At 36.5% G+C, this 21,152-nt stretch carries 13 protein-coding genes; 5 read left to right on the forward strand and 8 right to left on the reverse strand.

Annotation, left to right across the window (positions count from 1 at the left end; all coding sequences use genetic code 11):
• Positions 1 to 9: 9 nt before the first annotated feature.
• The gene (locus tag ACESQI_RS14320) at positions 10 to 783 is read right to left on the reverse strand and encodes a radical SAM protein (RefSeq protein WP_373126444.1); all 774 of its coding nucleotides are present in this window, start codon (positions 781 to 783) and stop codon (positions 10 to 12) included.
• Positions 784 to 845: 62 nt separating this feature from the next.
• A complete protein-coding gene (locus tag ACESQI_RS14325; RefSeq protein ID WP_373126445.1) occupies positions 846 to 2,876 on the reverse strand; it encodes a helix-hairpin-helix domain-containing protein in 2,031 nt (676 codons plus the stop codon).
• Between the two features lie 95 nt (positions 2,877 to 2,971).
• On the opposite strand from ACESQI_RS14325, the gene ACESQI_RS14330 reads away from it, so the two are divergent.
• A complete protein-coding gene (locus ACESQI_RS14330) occupies positions 2,972 to 3,577 on the forward strand; it encodes a DUF4294 domain-containing protein (RefSeq protein WP_223381628.1) in 606 nt (201 codons plus the stop codon).
• 65 nt (positions 3,578 to 3,642) lie between these two features.
• Here ACESQI_RS14330 and ACESQI_RS14335 read toward each other — a convergent pair whose 3' ends face one another.
• The gene (locus ACESQI_RS14335; RefSeq protein WP_025866628.1) at positions 3,643 to 4,182 is read right to left on the reverse strand and encodes an RNA methyltransferase; all 540 of its coding nucleotides are present in this window, start codon (positions 4,180 to 4,182) and stop codon (positions 3,643 to 3,645) included.
• Between the two features lie 467 nt (positions 4,183 to 4,649).
• Here ACESQI_RS14335 and nadA point away from each other — a divergent pair, with 467 nt between their 5' ends.
• On the forward strand, positions 4,650 to 5,588 hold the full coding sequence (nadA, locus tag ACESQI_RS14340; protein ID WP_002558459.1) for a quinolinate synthase NadA: 939 nt from the start codon (positions 4,650 to 4,652) through the stop codon (positions 5,586 to 5,588).
• A 51-nt stretch (positions 5,589 to 5,639) separates the two neighbouring features.
• Here nadA and ACESQI_RS14345 read toward each other — a convergent pair whose 3' ends face one another.
• The 3 genes from ACESQI_RS14345 to ACESQI_RS14355 all read right to left on the reverse strand — a co-directional run bounded on the left by ACESQI_RS14345 (position 5,640) and on the right by ACESQI_RS14355 (position 9,633).
• Positions 5,640 to 6,677, reverse strand: coding sequence for an acyltransferase (locus ACESQI_RS14345; RefSeq protein ID WP_002558458.1), 1,038 nt, complete (start codon positions 6,675 to 6,677; stop codon positions 5,640 to 5,642).
• Positions 6,674 to 8,980, reverse strand: coding sequence for a two-component regulator propeller domain-containing protein (locus ACESQI_RS14350; RefSeq protein ID WP_256142078.1), 2,307 nt, complete (start codon positions 8,978 to 8,980; stop codon positions 6,674 to 6,676). Before ACESQI_RS14350 ends, ACESQI_RS14345 begins: the two co-directional genes overlap by 4 nt.
• 68 nt (positions 8,981 to 9,048) lie before the next feature.
• Positions 9,049 to 9,633: a non-canonical purine NTP diphosphatase gene (locus tag ACESQI_RS14355; protein WP_256142077.1), complete on the reverse strand. Its 585-nt coding sequence runs from the start codon at positions 9,631 to 9,633 to the stop codon at positions 9,049 to 9,051.
• A gap of 177 nt (positions 9,634 to 9,810) precedes the next feature.
• Between ACESQI_RS14355 and ACESQI_RS14360 the strand changes: the two genes are divergently transcribed.
• Genes ACESQI_RS14360 through ACESQI_RS14370 form a run of 3 tightly spaced genes read left to right on the forward strand, consistent with a single transcriptional unit; the run spans position 9,811 to position 17,057 of the window.
• Positions 9,811 to 11,064 carry a tail fiber domain-containing protein gene (locus ACESQI_RS14360; protein WP_256142076.1) on the forward strand — a complete coding sequence of 418 codons (1,254 nt, stop codon included), beginning with the start codon at positions 9,811 to 9,813 and terminating at the stop codon, positions 11,062 to 11,064.
• 13 nt (positions 11,065 to 11,077) lie between these two features.
• A complete protein-coding gene (locus ACESQI_RS14365; RefSeq protein ID WP_373126448.1) occupies positions 11,078 to 12,169 on the forward strand; it encodes a leucine-rich repeat protein in 1,092 nt (363 codons plus the stop codon).
• A gap of 7 nt (positions 12,170 to 12,176) precedes the next feature.
• A complete protein-coding gene (locus tag ACESQI_RS14370; protein ID WP_373126450.1) occupies positions 12,177 to 17,057 on the forward strand; it encodes a C25 family cysteine peptidase in 4,881 nt (1,626 codons plus the stop codon).
• Between the two features lie 139 nt (positions 17,058 to 17,196).
• On the opposite strand, the gene ACESQI_RS14375 is transcribed toward ACESQI_RS14370, so the two are convergent.
• Positions 17,197 to 18,093, reverse strand: a complete 897-nt coding sequence (locus ACESQI_RS14375) for a YitT family protein (RefSeq protein ID WP_007483037.1) — start codon at positions 18,091 to 18,093, stop codon at positions 17,197 to 17,199.
• Positions 18,094 to 18,105: 12 nt separating this feature from the next.
• Positions 18,106 to 20,937: a leucine--tRNA ligase gene (gene leuS / locus ACESQI_RS14380; protein ID WP_279209267.1), complete on the reverse strand. Its 2,832-nt coding sequence runs from the start codon at positions 20,935 to 20,937 to the stop codon at positions 18,106 to 18,108.
• Positions 20,938 to 21,152: the final 215 nt, after the last annotated feature.

A 21,152-nucleotide genomic window follows, 5' to 3' on the forward strand; every position in this document is an offset into this window, starting at 1 on the left:
TTCCTTCTTCTAATAAGAAGCAGATGCGGAAATACCTGCTTCAGTTAATAAAGATAGTATTCTATCTAATTCTTCATGTGTAGCTTTCTGCAAATCATGGTCAGGAGTTTCACGATCAATCGTATAAATCATCACTTGCCGGGGAGCAATCTCCTTTATCATTTCTAACCAGGGTAATACATACTTATCAGAAGTATTATTCACATCTTGTCCCCGATAAGTACCTTTCATAAACATTGTCTGGATAATACAGTTTCCTTTAAAAGCTTTCAGATTATCAATTATCTCTGATACAGAATATTTACCGACAGGACGGTCAATTAGATGAATATAATCACTATCCACTGTATCCAGTTTTAAAATATTATTATCTATCTTATTCAATGCTTCGAATACAGCCGGACGATGAATAAACGTTGAATTACTCAATACGCTCACTTTTGCTTTCGGGAAATACTTATCACGAAGAGCCAGCGTATCTTCAATAATTTCCGGAAAATAAGGATGTGCCGTAGGTTCACCATTCCCGGCAAAAGTCAGCACATCAGGAAAAGGACCATTTACCAGCATATCTTTCAAGCGGGTTTCAAGTGCTTCACGTATTTCCTCACGAGTAGGCAAGGGCTTAGAAGGGCGATGATCTGCATTAAAACCACATTCACAATAGATACAATCAAACGAACATACCTTTCCATCGGAGGGTAAAAGATTTATTCCCAAAGATACTCCCAAACGGCGGGAATGAACAGGGCCAAATATAGGGGAAGGATAAATAACAGTCATGATGAGATTTTACAATTTGACGATTTACAATTTACGATTGATAATACTATCATGCAAATATATTAAAACTTCAGGCGTAATTGCATCTGTAAGTCTGCTTTTTTATTATTTCGTATCAAGTCATATCCGGAACCTATTTCATTACGATCATAGTATATCGTTTGTCCCATCCTAATTATCATCATCCAATGTGTATTCAGATCACAGCGCATATTGATTGCCAGATGTATTCCTTTACCCTGAAACGAAGGAGTGTAAAAAGTATAAAGCAAACCTTTTTCTGCAACGTATACACGGGTATCATAATTATCGGTATGAAAGAAGCTTCCTTGTAGTTCAGCCCTTAGCGGAATACAGGATAAACGGTAAGCTATCATTTGCGTAATCTGATAACCCTGACCAGCTACTTCCCCTGAAGAGTGGAAATTATTATAATCAACCGTTGTACGAAGGGAAAACAAATCATCCGGTGAATAGTTCAGCCGGTAGCGCAACCGATGGTGATAAGTTGGCAGAGTAATTTCACCACTCGTTCCGGTCACATCTCTTCCTTTTCGTTTATAACGATAATTCAGATACATAGTAAGTTCTCTATGAGGAGTAAAGTTCATTTGTAACACTCCATCAATACCTTGCGAAGGTTTACTTATCCTGTACTTCCACCAGGGAAAAGAGAATAAATCTATAGATGCAAAGAATTTCCAATGACGGAAAGGAGATATTTCACCGGCAAAATACCAGCCATTTTCATTCTGTACATTACTACCTTCGCCAAACGAACGGGCAAACATTGCCCAATAATCATGTGTATAATAACGATGTATCAACAATAAATTGGCTCCTTGTACAGGAGAATACTGCAATTTATTTAAAAGAGCAAATCCCTTTTTGCCAATAGCTGCTTCTCCCTGAAAAGAAAAACGATGCCAACGATATCCATAATCCAGTCCTACATTATAAAACCTGTTACCATGAATATTATATTTGGAATACTGTCGTAGTTCGGGTTCAAAAGAATGATCAAAAAAGTAGTAAATACCAGTCAATCCCAATTTCAGATGATTATTTGTATAAGTCATATTTCCACCTGTTAATTGCATTGTGAAAACATTCTTTTTATCAGCCTCCTTCTGACTACGATGTAAACCAGTCTTATAAATAGAAGTTATTTCACCTTCCTCTATCACTCCATCCATACTGCGATGTGAATAAAAAGCTGATAATACCAGATGTTTACTTAGTTCTACAGCAGTAGCTACTCCCCGAAAATAATTATATTCATCCGTAGAAGAATGTTTTCGTATACCTCCGTTCCGGAATGTCAATGAAGAAAGATAAATACTCTTTCCCATAAGAAAATCAGTATTCACTACTAACCCTTGACCAAAGCTTAACCGATAGTTGCCTAAAGCCAGAGTTTTCAACCGTCCTATTTTAGTTATTAACAAGTAATATGAATAGTAATCATAGCCCTGTTTATTATGTAATGCACCAAAAGGTTCACCCGCGTCTTTTTCTCCGGTTATACCGGCATAAACATTCTCTCTATACCGAAAGCCATATCGCAGAGAGTGGTACATAGAGGGTCCTAAATAAGTTTTTTCATATCCCTTACGTGTATAGAACGGAATATCCAAACGAGTTAACACTTCATGTTTACCATACCTGAACACATCCTTTAGACGGGGCAAAGACTCTTTCTTATCAACAGGTTGTACACAAACAAAAGGAAGTAAATAATGAATAGTCCGACGATCCATCTCTTCTACCAACTGTAATTCATAAATGGTTTGCATCTGCCCATGAATATACACATAAGCCAACAGGTTCTCAATCTGAATATCAGATAGAAAAGGAAGCTGCTCCAACTGTTCTTTGGTAGCGGTATTCAGATTGACAGGTTGCTGAATACGTTCAGAAAGTTCCTCAATCTTATCTTCCCAATTTATCTCTTCACTGTCATCGTTATTAACAGAGATATCCTCAATAACCTCCTCCAGAATATCCACAGAAGGGTTCTGAGCTTTATTAACAGGCATTATCAACAAGAGGTTAATAACTAAAAACAGCCGAAAAAGGCATGTGCTTTTCATTCATTTTTACTTTTGTCAGATAGCGAAGATACTTTAAATAGGTTAACACTACAAGGAATTGAACAAATAATAAAATAATCTTGTAATTTTGCGACATGAATACAAGACCTAACATAGTAATACTTACACTGTTTGCTCTGTTTCTTTCTTTCCAGTCCGTTCTGGCACAAGATAAACAAAGCAGAGGAGGATACCTTGTTCCGGTTTGTATTTATGAAGGAGATACCATCCCCTGTGTACAACTACCTACCGTTTATATTTTTAAGCCATTAAAGTTTAAAAATGATAAAGAACGCATGGAGTATTATAGGTTGGTAAGAAATGTCAAGAAGGTATATCCCATAGCCCGGGAAATCAACCGTACCATACTCGAAACTTATGAATATCTGCAAACTCTCCCAAACGAAAAAGCACGTCAGAAACACATTAAAAGAGTAGAAAAAGGGCTCAAAGACCAATATACCCCCCGGATGAAAAAACTTTCTTTTGCACAGGGTAAATTGTTAATAAAGCTGGTAGACCGACAAAGTAATCAAACCTCTTTTGAATTAGTAAAAGCTTTCATGGGACCTTTTAAAGCAGGTTTCTATCAAACCTTTGCCGCTCTCTTCGGTGCTAGTCTTAAAAAAGAATACGACCCGAATGGTGAAGATAAACTCACCGAACGGGTGGTGATATTGGTGGAAAACGGACAAATTTGAAATAGTGATGAGTAGTTTAGTGATAAGTGATTAGTTCCATGTGGTATATTCGCGCAGCTTACTAATCACTTATCACTAATTTTTAGCTTCTTAAAGAGGTCCCATATTACAATCCCCGTCGTCACAGATACATTCAGTGAATGTTTAGTACCATATTGGGGAATTTCTATACAACCATCCGAATGGTCAATAACTTCCTGTTGTACTCCTTTCACTTCATTTCCCATAACGATGGCATATTTCTTTGTCTTATCCAGTTCCAGTTCATCCAACATGATACTGCCTTCAGCCTGTTCCACCGAATAAACAATATATCCTTCATTTTTGAGGTTATCAACAGCTTCAACAGCGTTATTAACATACTTCCAGTTAACTGTAAATTCGGCACCTAAAGCTGTCTTATGCATTTCCGGATGCGGAGGAGTAGCCGTAATCCCACACAGATAAATACATTCAATACGAAATGCATCTGACGTACGGAACACAGAACCAATATTATGCAAGCTCCTGATATCATCCAGTACTACTACCAAAGGCAGTTTATCCGCTTCTTTAAATTCCTCTGCACTTATCCGGTTCAGCTCGGTTATTTTCAATTTTCGCATGTTCATATCCTTATTATTTCTTAGCTACTGCAAAAGTAATTCTTTTCTGTTAACACACCTGTTTATAACCGTTGAAAACCTGTCAAAACTTAAAGCAAAGATTTTGAAAACTAACTCTTGCATTATTCAGAAGAAGGTATAAGGAAGACTCATAATGAACAATACAAAAAAGTTAATATAAACTTTCAATGCATTCTTAAACATATTTTTCAGCACTTATTACCCTGTTTATATCCATAAAGTTTTTAACTTTGCACTTTATCAACAAGGTGTTAATACAAATTGAGAGATAGCTTATTATCAGCCAATAGCCTCTTTTCAGTTCGTTCATAATATACTGATAACTGTGTATTGGAGACTAATAACTTATCTGACAAGAAAAACAGCTTTTATTTGCTAACACTATTAACAGCCTATTATCACTAACAAAGGATTTTTCTTTAAAAAGGAGAGAAAATAAAATTATTATGAATGAACTCATAAAAGCTATTAACGAGCTGAAAAAAGAAAAGAATGCAGTTATTCTGGGTCACTACTACCAGAAGGGTGAGATACAAGATATCGCCGACTATGTAGGCGACAGTCTGGCATTGGCTCAATGGGCTGCCAAAACAAAAGCGGATATCATTGTGATGTGCGGTGTTCATTTTATGGGTGAAACGGCAAAGGTGCTCTGTCCTGAAAAGAAGGTATTAGTGCCTGATATGAATGCAGGTTGTTCATTGGCCGATAGTTGTCCGGCAGATCAGTTTGCACAGTTTGTCAAAGAGCATCCCGGATATACGGTGATATCCTATGTCAATACAACGGCTGCTGTGAAAGCTGTAACCGATGTAGTGGTAACTTCTACCAATGCAAAGCAAATAGTAGAAAGCTTTCCCAAAGATGAGAAAATAATTTTTGGTCCGGATCGCAATCTTGGAAATTATATCAACTCAGTTACGAACCGGCAGATGTTATTGTGGGATGGTGCCTGTCATGTGCATGAGCAGTTTTCGGTAGAAAAGATTCTGGAGCTGAAAACACAATATCCTGATGCCATCGTACTTGCGCATCCTGAATGTAAGAGTACAGTATTGAAACTGGCAGACGTTGTAGGTTCTACAGCTGCCTTATTGAAATATGCTGTTAACAGCAGTGAACAACGATTCATTGTAGCTACCGAATCGGGTATTCTTCATGAGATGCAGAAGAAATGCCCGGAAAAGACGTTTATTCCCGCTCCACCGAATGATAGTACCTGTGCATGTAACGAGTGTAGCTTTATGAGACTAAATACGCTGGAGAAGCTCTATGAGTGTCTGAAGAATGAGTCACCGGAGATACTGGTTGATCCGGAAATAGCAGAGAAAGCGGTAAAGCCGATAAAGCGGATGTTGGAGATTTCGGAGAAATTAGGATTATAATAAAAAATTATTTTGTATTTATTATAGAGAGACTGTTTTGTTTTATTAAACTCAAAACAGTCTTTTTTGTATAATTGGTTTCTCTATGAATCTCCATGATAATAGAGAAATTAAAATAGTTAGAATGAGAGTAAGAAAAAATGCGAAATAAATATTAAACTGAGGTATTTTATAATAGATAATAGTTTGTATAATAGGATAATGATATAAATACATACCATATGAAATGTTATCATATTTTCTGAGAAAGTTTAGGTATTTTAGATTATAAGCGAGACCTATAAGAATAGTGGCAAATGCTAAAGGTTCAAATGTTGAAAACAAAAAATTAGAATCCTGATAATAATATATAACGATTGCTATTGGAAAAAAGAATTTTAAATATTTTGTAAATTTATCAAGATATAGAAGTATAAATGTACCAGAATAAAAGTACATTAATTGACTTCCTATTTGTTTTCTTATTAATAAATATAAATCATTATTTGTTTGCTCATATAGCACAGTGAAACAGTAATTATAGATCGTAGCAAATAAGAAAATACTAATCATTACAAATATAACTTTGTATTTCTTTAATAAATATAGAATAATAGGTACACTTATGTAAAACATAACTTCAACTTTCATAGTCCACAATGAACCATTAACAGCTTGTATCGGATTGTGTTCGAAAACCCCTGGTAGAGTAGGTTGAATAAAATTGAGAAAACTAAAATTAGCTATTAGATATTTATAAGTTTCTTTTGATGTGAAGAAGTCTTTAGTTCCTATGGTTGTAATAAAAGAACCTAATAAAAAACAGAATATAATAACTATTAAATATGCAGGTAATATTCTTCGTATTCTTTTTTCAATGTAATCTTTTAAATCTTCTCTTCTTATATAACTATAAAATACTAAGAAACCACTCATGATGAAAAAAGCTTTCACTCGTGTTGTACCTGTTACAAACCAAAATTGATCAATGTTTGTCAGTGTACAAAAATGTGCAATGATAAGTGATATGGCAAAAAAATATCTAAGAAAGTCAAAACAGTTTCCTTTCTTAAGTAATTTTTTTGAAGATTCATTTAATAAATTATTCATTTAATAATTAATATTTTTGTTGCAATACTTTGTTTTCCATCTTTATCGGCTGCTAAGACAAAATAGATACCGGAAGGAACTTTATTACCTTGTAGATTACGTCCATTCCATGTAAATTGTCCTCCGACAGAAGTTCCTGCATAAATAAGTTTACCACTAACATTGGTTATTTTAATATCCGTATCCATCATAAGTCCGGTAATAGTAATAACTCCTGCATAATCTTGTTTTACAGGATTGGGATATGCATATACATCATCATCTACAAAACTATCTTTTGGTTCTATAGCATCACTTTGGTATGATAATAACCCTTTATTTGTTCCTATAAATACTTCGCCTGTATTGGGATTTATAGCAATAGATTGTATATTATTTGATAATAATGGGCTATTTTCGGCAGTAAAATGATGGATTGTTTCTAAGCCATCAGGACTCAATAAATAAATTCCATTAGATCCTGTTCCTATCCATTTACGATTACCTCCGTCTACAGCAATAGCAGTTATCTCATCACTTGCTAATAAATAATCAGCAAGGTTAGTGCCATCGTTTCTCGGAACTTTGATTTGTGTACAATAAAAATCATCTTTAAAAAAATTAGATGGATTATTAAGAATAATCGGACCTTGAGCTGTTCCAATCCAGATAATTCCATTTTTATCTTCTACAATGCAATAGATTTTTTTGTGGCTAAGAAGTGTTCCGTCCTGATTTATAAAATTAGTAACGAATTTATGTTGATCATCACCGGGATCTTCTAACGTGTTTTTAGTATTCAAACAAAAAACTCCATAGTTATATCCCCATGCAGTAGCCCATAACCATCCACGTTTATCAAAAATAATATTTTCAAGACTTATTGTGGTATCTACTTCTGGATAATGTAGATTTACCCATTTTCCATCTGGTTTTAATACATGTATAAAATGCTTTACTTCATAGTTTGTCATCCATAAATTGTTATCATTGTCATATGTAAGTCCATTAATTCGTACAAAATCTTTATATATTCCTGGATCGGTTATAGGTACTGCTACTTCAAGCGGACTATTATTGTATGTATAGTGTTTTACGAATTTCTTATCATAAAATTCATATAATCCTTGGGTGACTGAAGATGCAAAATGACGTTTTTCATCAGCAGGATCTTGAGTTATGGAGCTAATGTTTCTGTAAGCTATTCCAGTTTTCTCATCTATTCCTTCCTCTTGAAAACTATTCCATGTTTTGTCTTCAAAGAACATGATTGTTCCTTCTTGAGGTTGGCTAGTTTTACCACCTCCAGCTATAAATAGTTTTTCCCCTTCAAACTTCATGCGATAAGTTAGATTTCTTTTTGGACTATTTGGGATAATAGAGGACACTATTGTTTCTAAAGATTTATTAGTTGTGTCAAATTTCATACCAACAAGTCCTTTTTCCTGTCCAGCTGACCAATATATTCCATTTTCATAAGAAAGATGCGCTATACCTAAATAATGATCAAGATAATGAATTTTCTTTATATTATCAAATAATGCTAGCGAGTTTTCATTACTTGCAATGAGCTTATCTTCATAAGTGTACATAAAACTGTAATATCCACCTATAAGTTGTGAATAACTATAATCAGATCTGTTAATAAGATATATACCTTGATAGAGAATATTTCCTACCAAATTATCATTATAGATTGAAAGAAAGGAGTATACAATATCAGATACTTTATTCCAGTTATTGTTATCCAATAAATTATCAGTTAATAATCCTGTTAATAATCCTTCTGAAGATGCTGCGTAAATTTTGATATCATCTACTGCGCAAGCATTAATTTTCTTATTGAGGATATAAGTATTAGCTATTTCTCTTTTCTTTAAATTTAAAACCATGACACCAAAAGAAGTAGAGAGATAAGCATATTCTTTAGCGAAACAAATATGATTAACATTTTTGGTTTGAATCATATTTTTATTCATATAATCCGGTAAATTATATACTTCCTTATCATTTACGAGTAAGTCAATATTGGCATTAGAATATATAATGATTAATGTTTTATATTCTTTATTGTAAGCTATATAAGAAATGTCAGTATCACTCAGTAGGTTACCCTTCCAATAACATTGAATGCTTGTGTCTTCTTTATCATAGGAAAATAAACTTCCGTTTCCTATGGCATAAATAAGATTGCCAGCAGGTTCAGTACGTGTAACGTTGTGGTAAGACAAATAATTTTGCCAACTACCAATGGCATGTTGTGCATATAAAAATGGTGTGATAATCAGGAATAAAGCACAGATATAGACTATTTTCTTTTTCATAAACTACAGATTAAAAAAAGCACATAGATTGTCTATATGCTTTTTATATTAACTTGTTTATAACTTGTTTATTGTATGGTAAACAGGAATTTACATAGTTTATTAACTGCTTGTGCACGATGGCTTATTTTGTTTTTTATTTCATCGCCAAGTTCAGCAAAAGTTTTATCATACCCTTCCGGGATGAAAATTGGATCGTAGCCGAATCCAGACGACCCTCGCTTTTCTGTTATTATTTTGCCTTTTATTATTCCTTCAAACTGATATTCAGTTTCGTCGAGTATGAGTGAAATAACGGTACGGAATTGCGCCTGACGATTTTTTTTATTCTCCATATTATGAAGTAATTTTAACATATTAGCTTCTGAATTATGAATATCACCTGCGTAACGAGCAGAATACACTCCCGGTTCACCATTTAAAGCTTCTACTTCCAGACCTGTATCATCGGCAAAACAATTTAATTTATAGTTACTGTAAATGTATTGGGCTTTTAACAAAGCATTTCCTTCTAATGTATTAGAAGTTTCAGGAATATCTATATGACAATTGATATCATTTAAGCTGAGTAGTTCTATTTTATTTTCTAAAATAGTAGATACTTCATTCAATTTGTGAAGATTGTTTGTAACAAATACAAGTTTTCTTTTCATTGATTCAGAGTTTTAATTACAGGCAAATATACATCAAAAAGCAATAATTTTTTTATAGACAATATATTTTTTGTCAAAATTGATATTTTAGTGCAATATATGTTAAATAATTTCATTGTTATATATGAGTTGTTATTATTTTGTTTATTTTTGATAAATTTTAAAAATACAATTACTATGGAATCAAAAAAACTATTCATTACATTATGCCTTTCTCTTTTTTGTATACAAATGAGTGCACAGGTAAAGGTTCTTTCAAATGGTAAAGTTGGTATTGGTACTAATAATCCGAAGTATGGTCTTCTTGATATTGGAAAAACAGGGGTTAATAACGGGTTGGCTATTTACGATAGTTCATTAACTAATACTCTTCCTTTAAAATTATATTCTAATGGAGATTATGGTTATCTAAATTTTGGAGGAGTAGCAAAACAAGGAATAACAATAAATAAAAATGGTGGTATTGGCTTTGGAGCTGATCCTTCTATAGGACTGGATACTCCTTCGTATATCAATATATATACTTATAATAGGTGTGCATTAATGGCTTATGCAAAATTTCCCAGTGATTATGGTGATATCATAAAAGTTTATTCATGGCGGGATACCGATATGGCTTACGTTGTAAGAGATGTTAGAAATGGTGGAAGTCCACTTACTTTTTATGTAGCTGGAGATGGAACTGTTTATTCAAAAGGTAGTCTATTAACAGCTTCTGATGAATCCTATAAAGAAAATATCAGTTCAATAAGTAATAGCCTGAATACGATCAGACAAATGAGAGGTGTTACCTATAAGCTAAAGGAACAGGTTGATGAATCAACTACTGTAAATACTCTTCAAAGTGATGTTTCTTCCAGAGATACTTTATCCGCTCAGTCTCCTGTACCGGTTGAAATTGTTAATAAGATAAAAGCTGAAAAGAAAAGAAAGAAGGCTGGTTTTATCGCACAGGAATTGGAAGAAATATTCCCGGAAGCTGTTTATACATTACCCAATGGAAAGAAAGCCATTGCTTATTCTGAAATTATTCCTTTATTAGTGGAAGCCATCAAAGAACAGCAGAATGAAATTGACGAATTGAAACAAGCTAAAAGCATTCAAGCCCGATCTACTATCAGTGATGCAGACGAGCAATCGGATGTAAACTCGTTGTTGGATGAAAAGCTGAAAGCCAAACTTTATTCCAATATACCCAATCCTTTTAAGGAGCAGACTACCATTTCTTTCTTTATCCCCGAAACATCTTCCAGAGCCAGTATCCATATCTATAATCTTCAAGGAAAACAGATTAAACAAATCAATATTGAGTCACGAGGAAATGGTTCAGTAACTATCAATGGCTATGAGTTGATTCCGGGAATGTATATGTATTCATTGATTGTAGATGGTAAAGAAGTTGATACGAAAAAGATGATATTAACCGAATAAATGTGAGGTAATTATGAATAGAATATTACAATTTACGATTTTCATGTTTTTGGGTACTTTATTGTATTCTCAAAATATAGTGATTGATGGGGTTGCCTTCTCAGCTGACGGAAAAACACTGATTAAGTATCAGGAAAGTAAAGTTGATAAAGAATACGTTGTTCCAGAGGGTACGGAAATAATAGATGTAAAAGCTTTTAATCAATCCGAATTTTTGTGCCATGTCATTTTACCTTCTACTTTAAAGGAAATAAGAGATAATGCCTTTTTTTATTGTTCTTCTTTGGTATCTGTGACTTGGAGTAACTTTCCGCTGTTGATAGGTAGAGATATTTTTTACGAGTCTCCAATACGTGAATTTTATGTATCGGATGGAGCAAATTGTGTGGTGGTAAATAATGTTCTTTTTTCTATGGATCAAAAAAGATTATTGCGTTATCCTCCGAAAAGAAAAAAATCACAAGAAGAATCTCAAAATACTACATATTTCACAGAATATGTAATTCCGGAAGGTACCGAAATAATAAATAGATTAGCGTTTGAAAGAGCTTTTCTGCATGAAGTAACTTTACCGTCAACTTTAAAGACAGTAGAAGAAGGTGCTTTCTGGGTAAAAGCTCGTATACCTGTCGGTAGAAATAATCAAGAAACCAATCGTAATAACGATTTTGATTGGGATTTAGAATATCGGAACATGGATTTGGTTGTTTGTAATGCAATTGTGCCTCCTGTACTGATTGGCAATCCATTTGCAAACCCATACTGGACAAGATTACATGTTCCTGAAGAGAGTTTCGATGCTTATTGCTATGCACCCGGCTGGACGAAGTTTAGGGATATAAATAACAAACTCAATCCGTCTTCGGTTAATGAGATTTCATTGTCTGGCTTGAAAGTTTTTTTAGATGCTGATAACTTGAATATAACGGGTACGCGGAAAATATCAGAAGTAAGATTATATGTGTTAAGTGGCATTTTATTATTAGATAAAATCGTAAATGGTAATTCGTGTACTTTAGAAATGAATAATCAGTTACACGGACTGTTGTTTTTAGAAGTTGTTTATGAAGGTGGGACAAGCGAAAAGGTAAAACTGCATAAATAAATGATTTATGAAAAAAATATTAGTTTGTTTGATGGCTATTATAGTTGTCACGAATTTAAGTGCCCAAGTAGAAGGTACGATACAATGGAATCCGGATATAGATTTTACTTATCAGGTAAATGGTGAATATATACAAATATCCTCTGAGACCGGATATATTGATGAACCGGGAATGCCTCAGATCCCATATTGTGTGAAAACATTTCTTATACCGATGAATGTTCAGGCAGCAATACAGGTAAAGTCCGTAAATAGAAAATTACAAAGAGAAGATGTTTTATTATATCCGGCTCAACCACCGATTCCTATTGGAGAAAGTCGTTCATCATGGGTAGAACCCAATAGTGATATTTATAATTCATCGAATCCTTTTCCGGGAAAGTATGCCGAAATCATTTCGGATAGAGTGGACTTTGGTTATCATCTTGTAACAGTGAGATTTTATCCAATTGAGTATATTCCTAAACAGAGGAAACTATACACTTGTGATATTACTTATTCTTTAACTTTTTCGATGGCTAAGGAGTCGGTTTCAAATTCAATAATAGAAAAGCAATCGGAATACTTAAGTCAGTTAGATGAGGACTATATTCGATCAATTATTGAAAATAAGGAGATGTTGTCAGAAATTGCTCCGAACGTAAAAGCATCTTTTAGAAAAGGGCGTTTAGGCGCAATAGTAAACGCAACAGAAAAAAAGGTTAATTCAGATGTGGATAATTATCTGCCGGAGTATCTGATTATCACTAATGAAGCTTTGAAAGAGAAATTTCGTATATTGGCTGACTGGAAAACTAAAAAAGGGATACCTGCTATTATAGAAACAGTAGAGGATATTTCTATCACATATGCAGGAAGTGATATTCAAGAAAAAATACGTAACTATTTGATTGATATCAAACGTAAATATGGTTCTATGTTTGTTTTGCTTGGGGGAGATACAAATGTTATACCTGCTCGTGTAAAGAAATCGAGATCTTCAGATAATAAAGATTGGGTTGCAGTTGATTTTTATTATAATTGTGTAGAAGGTGGAAACTGGAATAAGAATGGGAATAACGTATATTTTGAAGCTGATAAAATAGATTTTGATGATAGTAAAGATTGGGGAGTATCATTTAAATTAGGAAGAGCCCCGGTGGAAACATTAGAAGAGGCAGAGATATTCGTTAATAAGGTAATTCATTATGAAAAGGCAGATTTAAATATTAATTATTCATATATAAATAATTCGGTAGCAGCAGACGCCTTTATTTCTAAAAATGAAAATACCGGTTATTTGTCTGATGAAAAAAGAAGTGAAATTGCAAATTTTTATTCTAAGACAAATTTGAATCGTTGGTTGATTTATGATCATTATAACTGTAAAAGCAATATTGCTACTTGTAGTAATAAACATAGTGTATATGAAGATCAGTCCGGTAAAGGAGAAGAATTGAATAAGGCCAATTTTGTAGGCGCTTTACAAAATGGTGGAAATTCGGGTTTAAATCATTTCCATCTTGTTTATCACATGGATCATTCTTCACCGGGAGCGATGGGAACTTCTTCTAAGGATAAGAATGAATCAATATCCAATTGGGATGTGGATAATTTGAATAATGGATATTATTACCAAATTGTTATGTCGGGTGGTTGTTCGCCAGCGGATATAACAAAAGACTGTATAGCTGAACATTTTGTGAATAATCCTCAAGGTGGAGCTGTTGCATATATTGGTAATACAGATACAGGATGGTCAGATGAGCATGTTCATTTAGGGCAATTTTTATCTGAACTTTATAAAACGTCTGTTAATACGACCAGTAGGTATGATTTGTCTGTGCTTCATCAGAAAGCAGTTGAAAATGCTAAATATAAAAATCTTAAATTAGCTAATTGTGCTCTGCATCTTTTGGGTGATCCTGAAATGCAGGTATGGAGTGATGTTCCAAAAAACATGGATGTAACATTAATGCCTGCTTCCTTAACAACAGGTGAGAATATGATAATGGTAAATATAAATGGCTTACCACAAAATGAAACGGCTCGAATCTGTATTCAAAAAGGAGATGAATTGTATTATGTAGATCAACTTGGAAATGGAAGTCATTCTATTGGTGTTTTTATACAGACATTAGGAGTTGTAAATGTGACAGTCACTGCCCATAATTTCAGACCAGTTGAAAGAGATATTCAAGTATCGCAAAATGGTAGTGAGCCAGCTATAGCTGTTGAAGATCTAATTTATAATGATAAAGGGACTGGTGCAAGTATAGGAAATGGTGATGGACAGTTAGATGCCGGAGAAACGATTGAATTGACTGTAAAACTGAGGAACACCGGAAACAGCGCATTAAATGGAGTAACAGCATCTTTAGTAAGTACATCCGATGATATAGAGATCGTAAATGCTAATGCTACATTTGGGAATATTGCCGGTAATGCTGTAGTGGGATCTGTTACTCCGTTCGTTTTCAAAATAAATAAAGATAGCGGGGAACATCTGAGAAATAATTCCAGTGGAATAAACTTGAATCTACAAATATCAGTAAATGGTGAAATTAAAACTCAGTCGCTTAAGATAGATAATATTTATGCTCCTGAAGTTGAAATCGGTAATAAAAAAATTACTTGGACAAGCAATGGAAATACTATAGTAGAAGCAGGTGAAACGGTGAAGATGAATATTGACTTAATGAATATTGGAAGGGCTGAAGCTACGGGATTGAAAGCCGTACTTATCTCAAACAATGTACAGGCATCGTGTCCGTCTACACAAGTAACTTATCCATCTATTCCTTTTACTGAGACAAAGACAAGTACGATTGCTTTTCAATTTCAGACATCAAGTAGCTATACAGGAGCATTGAATTTTACATTGCAGGTTAGCAATAAATATGGAAAGACTTGGAACTTTCCAGTAAATCCATTATTAAGACCTGCTATGATAGACATATCGACTGTTAAATCTCAGGCTGACAGTACTTCAATTAATGTGTATTGGTCCTCTATGGGAAGGTCGATAAGTTACAATATATATCGTAGTGATAATGGAGAAAATGGAACGTACAGGAAGTTGAATAAGTTTCCACTGACTGCTACATATTATTTGGATGAGAATCTTGCCAAATTGACAAGATATCATTATAAGGTAGCTACGGTTTTGGATAATGGGAATGAAAGTGAGTGGAGTACAGCTTATCAGACATGGACTTCGTATCCCGTGATTAGTCCGTTCCCACGGCGAATTACTACAGGTAATTATTCCTCTAAATCTTGTCCGAATATTGCTGATGTGGATAATGATGGTAAGCAAGAGTTATTCTGGGTTTATGAAGATCGATATGGTGCTCGTATTGGTTATTTAATGGGATTCCGTCCTACAGGAGAAGAACTGTTTGATATCGATGGGAATGTGACTACGGTAAGCGGGTTTGTTAAAACACCGGTAATGTTGAAAGGACAGGTTGCTTTCGGAGATTTATCAGGCAATGGTGAGCAGAATATAGTGGTATCATCCTGGGAGGATGACCACAGAGATAAAAATGCCGTTTACTGTTATTCTCCATTTGATAAGGATGGAGATCATAAGCCGGATTTATTGTGGGAAAAGAAGATTCCTTATTCGATGTTTCAGAGTCCGGTAATAGCCAATTTGGATGGAAGCTCGGATGGAACGATGGAAGTTCTTATTAAATCACATCAGACTTCTGATATCTTTATTTTGGATCATAACGGAAATGAGCTGAGACGGTTGAACCCCAATGCTAATATTACCAGCGGAAAAGATTACAATAGTTCTGCCTTGGCTGTTGCTGATCTTGATGATGACGGGCAGATGGAGATTATAGCTTCGTATGATTCATTGGGTATTTATATCTGGCGGCAGGATGGTACAGCTTTTACAACGAATCCGTTCTGGAGAGCGGGAGATGCCAATTTAGCCTCTGCTCCTGTGGTATGTGATCTGAATGGAGACGGAAAAAAGGAATTGGTCTTTTCACAACATGATGTAGCAATCAGCCATGTCTATGCTATTAGTTTGGAAGGAGATAAGACGGTTGCCGGTTGGAATGGAAGCCAGACGATTCCTTACACGGACAATGGTGCTTCTTTAGATCACACTTTGTCTGTGGGTGATATAGACAATGACGGTCATTTGGAAGTTGTCATATTAGGTCGTGGAGTGGTAAAAGCATGGAAACATACAGGCGATTCTATTTTTAGCAGGTCGATTGATGGATTACTACCACAAATAGCCTATGCAGCCAATATAAATACTCCTATCCTGGCTGATGTGGATGGAGATGCCGTACCGGATATCGTATTTTGTTGTAATAACAAATTCATTTATGCTTTACACAATGACGGGAGTGATATTTTGGGATTTCCGATTGTGTCAGCGGATGAGAAATTTCTGGATACTCCTTGTGTTGCAGATATCGATAACGATGGAAGAAATGAGATAATAGCCGGTAGTGAGAAAGATTTGTATGTGTGGAAGACCGAAGGTATTCCTACAGCTATAGAATGGGGTGTTAAGCGTGGTAATCCACAGAATACGGGAGAGTATTTCCCGATGGTTTGTAAACCAATGCTGGTAAATGCCAATGAAACATGGGACGGGGAATCTCCGTGTGGAAATGTGGTATTACAATCGGGACGGCTGGTAATTCCCAATGGGAAAACGATGACCTTGAATAATACTTCATCGGTGATAGTTCGTTCGGGGACTACGCTTGAAGTAGATGGAGGCAATATCTTGAATGCAAGGGTTGTAGTACAGAAGGGGGGAACGATTGTAGTAAAGAACAACGGTGTGATTAAGTTACGTGACAATGCCTGTCTTGAGATAGAAGAGGGAGCGGCAATGGATTTACCTTACGGAGCTATCGATATACCTTAAATGAGCGTGTAATATCTATAAACAGAATGTGTTAAATGTAAAAAAAACACAGATTAACACGAATTTATGCAAAGATTGAATTAAATCTGCGATAATTAGTGTTAATCTGTGTTTTAATGGTTGAAGATACAAGTTGCTTCTATTTTACCTTCAGCCTGTCAAATCCCTCTCCGTATACTCCAATGACGGAACTTTGAGAGATAAACGCATTCGGATCTATATCCTTTACCAACCGGAATATCTCAACCGACTGACGTTTGTAGGCAAGTACTACAAGCACTTTTACATTGTGCTTGCTATACCATCCTATACCATCGAGTACGGTCACTCCGCGGTGGGTCTCTTTGGTTATACGGTCGGCAATCTTTTCGTAGTCTTTAGAGAAAATAAAGAACTGTACGGATTGACGGGCGCTATTTACAATATAGTCCAGAACGAAACCGATGATAAGCAACGTTACGAAGCCAAATATCACTCTTCGCCAGTCATTGAAAATGAAATAGCAAGAACTGATGATGACAACGTCACAGATCATAATCATGCGTCCTAAGGTGACATCTTTGTATTTGTTGACGATAGCGGCAATGATATCCGTACCGCCGGTGCTTCCGTTGCAGTTGAATACTACGCCTAAACCTATACCACACATCGCTGCTCCGATCAGGCAGGCCATGAAGTCCTGTCCTTCACCTAATACTTTAGGAGGAACGCCGTCCGCCCCGTTTACCACTAATTGCAAAAACCATAGCAAAAACGTAAGCATAAAGATGGCATACGTGGTTTTGATGCTGAACTTCGGACCAAGTATCTTGATAGCAAAGGTCATCAGTACGGCATTGATGATGAAATACGACCATTGGATGGGAAATCCTGTGGCATAATAGATGATGGCACCAATACCTGTTGTACCCCCGGTGGTAATCTGATACGGGATCAGAAAAGCAGCCCATCCGAGGGCATAACTGAACAATCCGAGTGTGATGAAGATGTAATCTCTGGCTTCCCGCATCACTTCAGCTTTTGTAGGTTTATACATATAGATTTTATTTTAAATCACAACGTTTACAATCTTCTTCGGCACTACAATTACCTTTTTCGGAGTTTTACCTTCCGTCCACTTCTGAGAACGTTCGTCCGCCAATACTTCCGCCTGGATAGCATCACTGGCAGCATCTGCCGGAAACTCCATAGTAAAACGGGCTTTACCGTTGAAAGAGATGGTGTAGTTTACTACGTCTTCCTTCAGGTATTCTTCGTTGAAAGCAGGCCATTGGGCATCGCAGACAGAGGTTGTATTTCCCAATGTATCCCATAGCTCTTCGCATACGTGCGGAGCGAAGGGAGCAAGGACGATTACCAATTTCTCCAATATCTCTTTCTTGCTGCATTTCAGTGTACTGAGTTCATTTACACAGATCATGAATGCGCTTACTGAAGTATTGTAAGAGAATTGCTCGATGTCACTCGTCACTTTCTTAATCAGTTTGTGCAATGACTTCAACTCTTCTTTGGTAGCTGGTTCGTCTGTTACGATATACTCGTCATTACGGTTATAGAACAGTGCCCAGAATTTACGGATAAAGCGGTGCACACCGTCAATACCGTTTGTATCCCACGGTTTGGCTTGTTCTACCGGACCGAGGAACATTTCATACATGCGGAGTGTATCGGCACCGTATTTCTCTACAATCATATCCGGGTTCACAACGTTGAACATTGATTTACTCATCTTTTCAACTGCCCAGCCACAGATATATTTGCCGTCTTCAAGAATGAATTCTGCCGTTTCAAATTCAGGACGCCATGCTTTGAAAGCTTCCAGATCGAGAATATCATTGGATACGATGTTTACATCTACATGGATAGGAGTGACATCGTACTGATCTTTCAGGTTCAGAGAAACGAACGTATTGGTATTCTTGATACGGTATACAAAGTTACTGCGTCCTTGTATCATTCCCTGGTTTACGAGTTTCTGGAACGGTTCTTCCATTACAGATACATTGAGGTCATACAGGAATTTATTCCAGAAACGAGAGTAAATCAGGTGTCCGGTTGCATGTTCCGTACCGCCTACATAGAGATCAACGTTCTTCCAGTACTGGCAGATAGCGGGATCAACAAGTGCCTGGGTATTGCGCGGGTCCATATAGCGGAGGTAGTATGCGGAAGAACCTGCAAAGCCCGGCATTGTGTTGAGTTCGAGCGGGAAGATTGATATATTATCTATCTTGTCGTTTTCAGTTATGCACTTGTTTACAGTGTCCCATGCCCATTTGGTAGCATGTCCCAATGGAGGTTCACCGGTTTCGGTAGGCAGGAATTTGTCAACTTCCGGCAATTCGAGCGGCAGACAAGCTTCGTCAATCATATAGGGCATACCGTCTTTGTAATAAACTGGGAAGGGTTCACCCCAATAACGTTGGCGCGAGAAGATGGCGTCGCGTAAGCGGAAGTTAACTTTCACACGTCCCAGTCCGGAAGTTTGGATATATTCTTTTGTTTTGGCAATGGCTTCTTTTACGGTCAGACCATTCAATACCAGCCCACCTTCGGGGGCACCCGGACGTGGAGAGTTCATCATGATACCTTCTTTGGCATCGAAGCTTTCTTCACTGACATCACAACCTTCAATCAGCGGACGGATTTCAAGACCGAAGTGTTTGGCAAACGCATAGTCGCGACTATCGTGTGCAGGTACGGCCATGATAGCTCCCGTACCATAACCTGCCAATACATAATCACTGATCCATACGGGGATAGCTTCGTTTGTCAGCGGGTTGATGGCATAGCTTCCGGAGAATACACCGCTTACACTGCGGTCGGCAATACGTTCACGTTCCGTACGCTTTTTGGTGCGTTCAAGGTAAGCATCTACTTCTGCTTGTTGTCCGGGAGTAGTGAGCTGTGCCACAAGTTCACTTTCGGGGGCAAGTACCATGAAGGTTACACCGAATACTGTATCGGCACGAGTGGTAAAAATGGTGAATTCAATATCAGAATCTTTCACTTTAAACTGCATTTCGGCACCTTCTGAACGGCCAATCCAATTGCGTTGAGTCTCTTTCAGAGAATCTGTCCATTCTACAGTATCCAGACCATCGAGCAGACGTTGGGCATAAGCAGATACACGGAGACACCACTGGCGCATTACCTTTTGGATAACCGGAAAACCACCGCGTTCGGAAACACCGTCTACAACTTCATCGTTGGCAAGTACTGTTCCCAGATCCGGACACCAGTTCACCATGGTGTTGCCCAGGTAAGCGATACGATAATTCATCAGGATTTCCTGCTGCTCTTTTTCACTTTTTGCTTTCCACTCGTCAGCAGTAAAGTTGAGTTCCTCACTACAAGCAACGTTCATACCTTCTGTTCCGTAGATTCCGAAAGCCTGGATAAGCTCTTCGATAGGGCGTGCCTGCTGTTCATCGTTACAATAATAGCTATTGAACATTTTCACAAACGCCCATTGTGTCCAATGATAATATTCCGGATCACATGTACGTATTTCGCGGTTCCAGTCAAAAGAGAACCCTATTTTATCCAATTGCTCCCGATAGCGGTCGATATTCTTTATGGTTGTAATAGCAGGGTGTTGCCCTGTCTGGATAGCATACTGTTCGGCAGGCAGGCCGTATGCGTCATATCCCATAGGATTCAGTACATTGAAACCTTGCAGGCGTTTGTAGCGGGCGTAAATGTCCGAAGCAATATATCCCAGCGGATGTCCTACATGTAGTCCTGCTCCCGACGGATAGGGAAACATATTCAGCACATAGAATTTTTGTTTCGATTCATCTTCCTTCACCTGGTAGGTTTTACTTTCTACCCACCGTTTTTGCCACTTCTTTTCAATATCCCTGAAATTATATTCCATAGCGATAATCCTTTTGTTTATAGTGATTTATTATGTTATTTCATTAATTGGGAACAAATTTACGGGATTATTTTCAGATAACCACAAAGTTGCGTAAAAATCGGTGTGGAGTTGATGCAGTTGGAAGGGGGATTTGAGAGGTATGGGCATAAAAAAAGGAGCAACGCCTTGCTCCAACCTTTGTTAACCTTAAATCTAATACTATGAAAAACACA

This window comes from Bacteroides sp. HPS0048 (assembly GCF_964240755.1).
GTDB classification, from domain to species: Bacteria; Bacteroidota; Bacteroidia; order Bacteroidales; family Bacteroidaceae; genus Bacteroides; species Bacteroides nordii.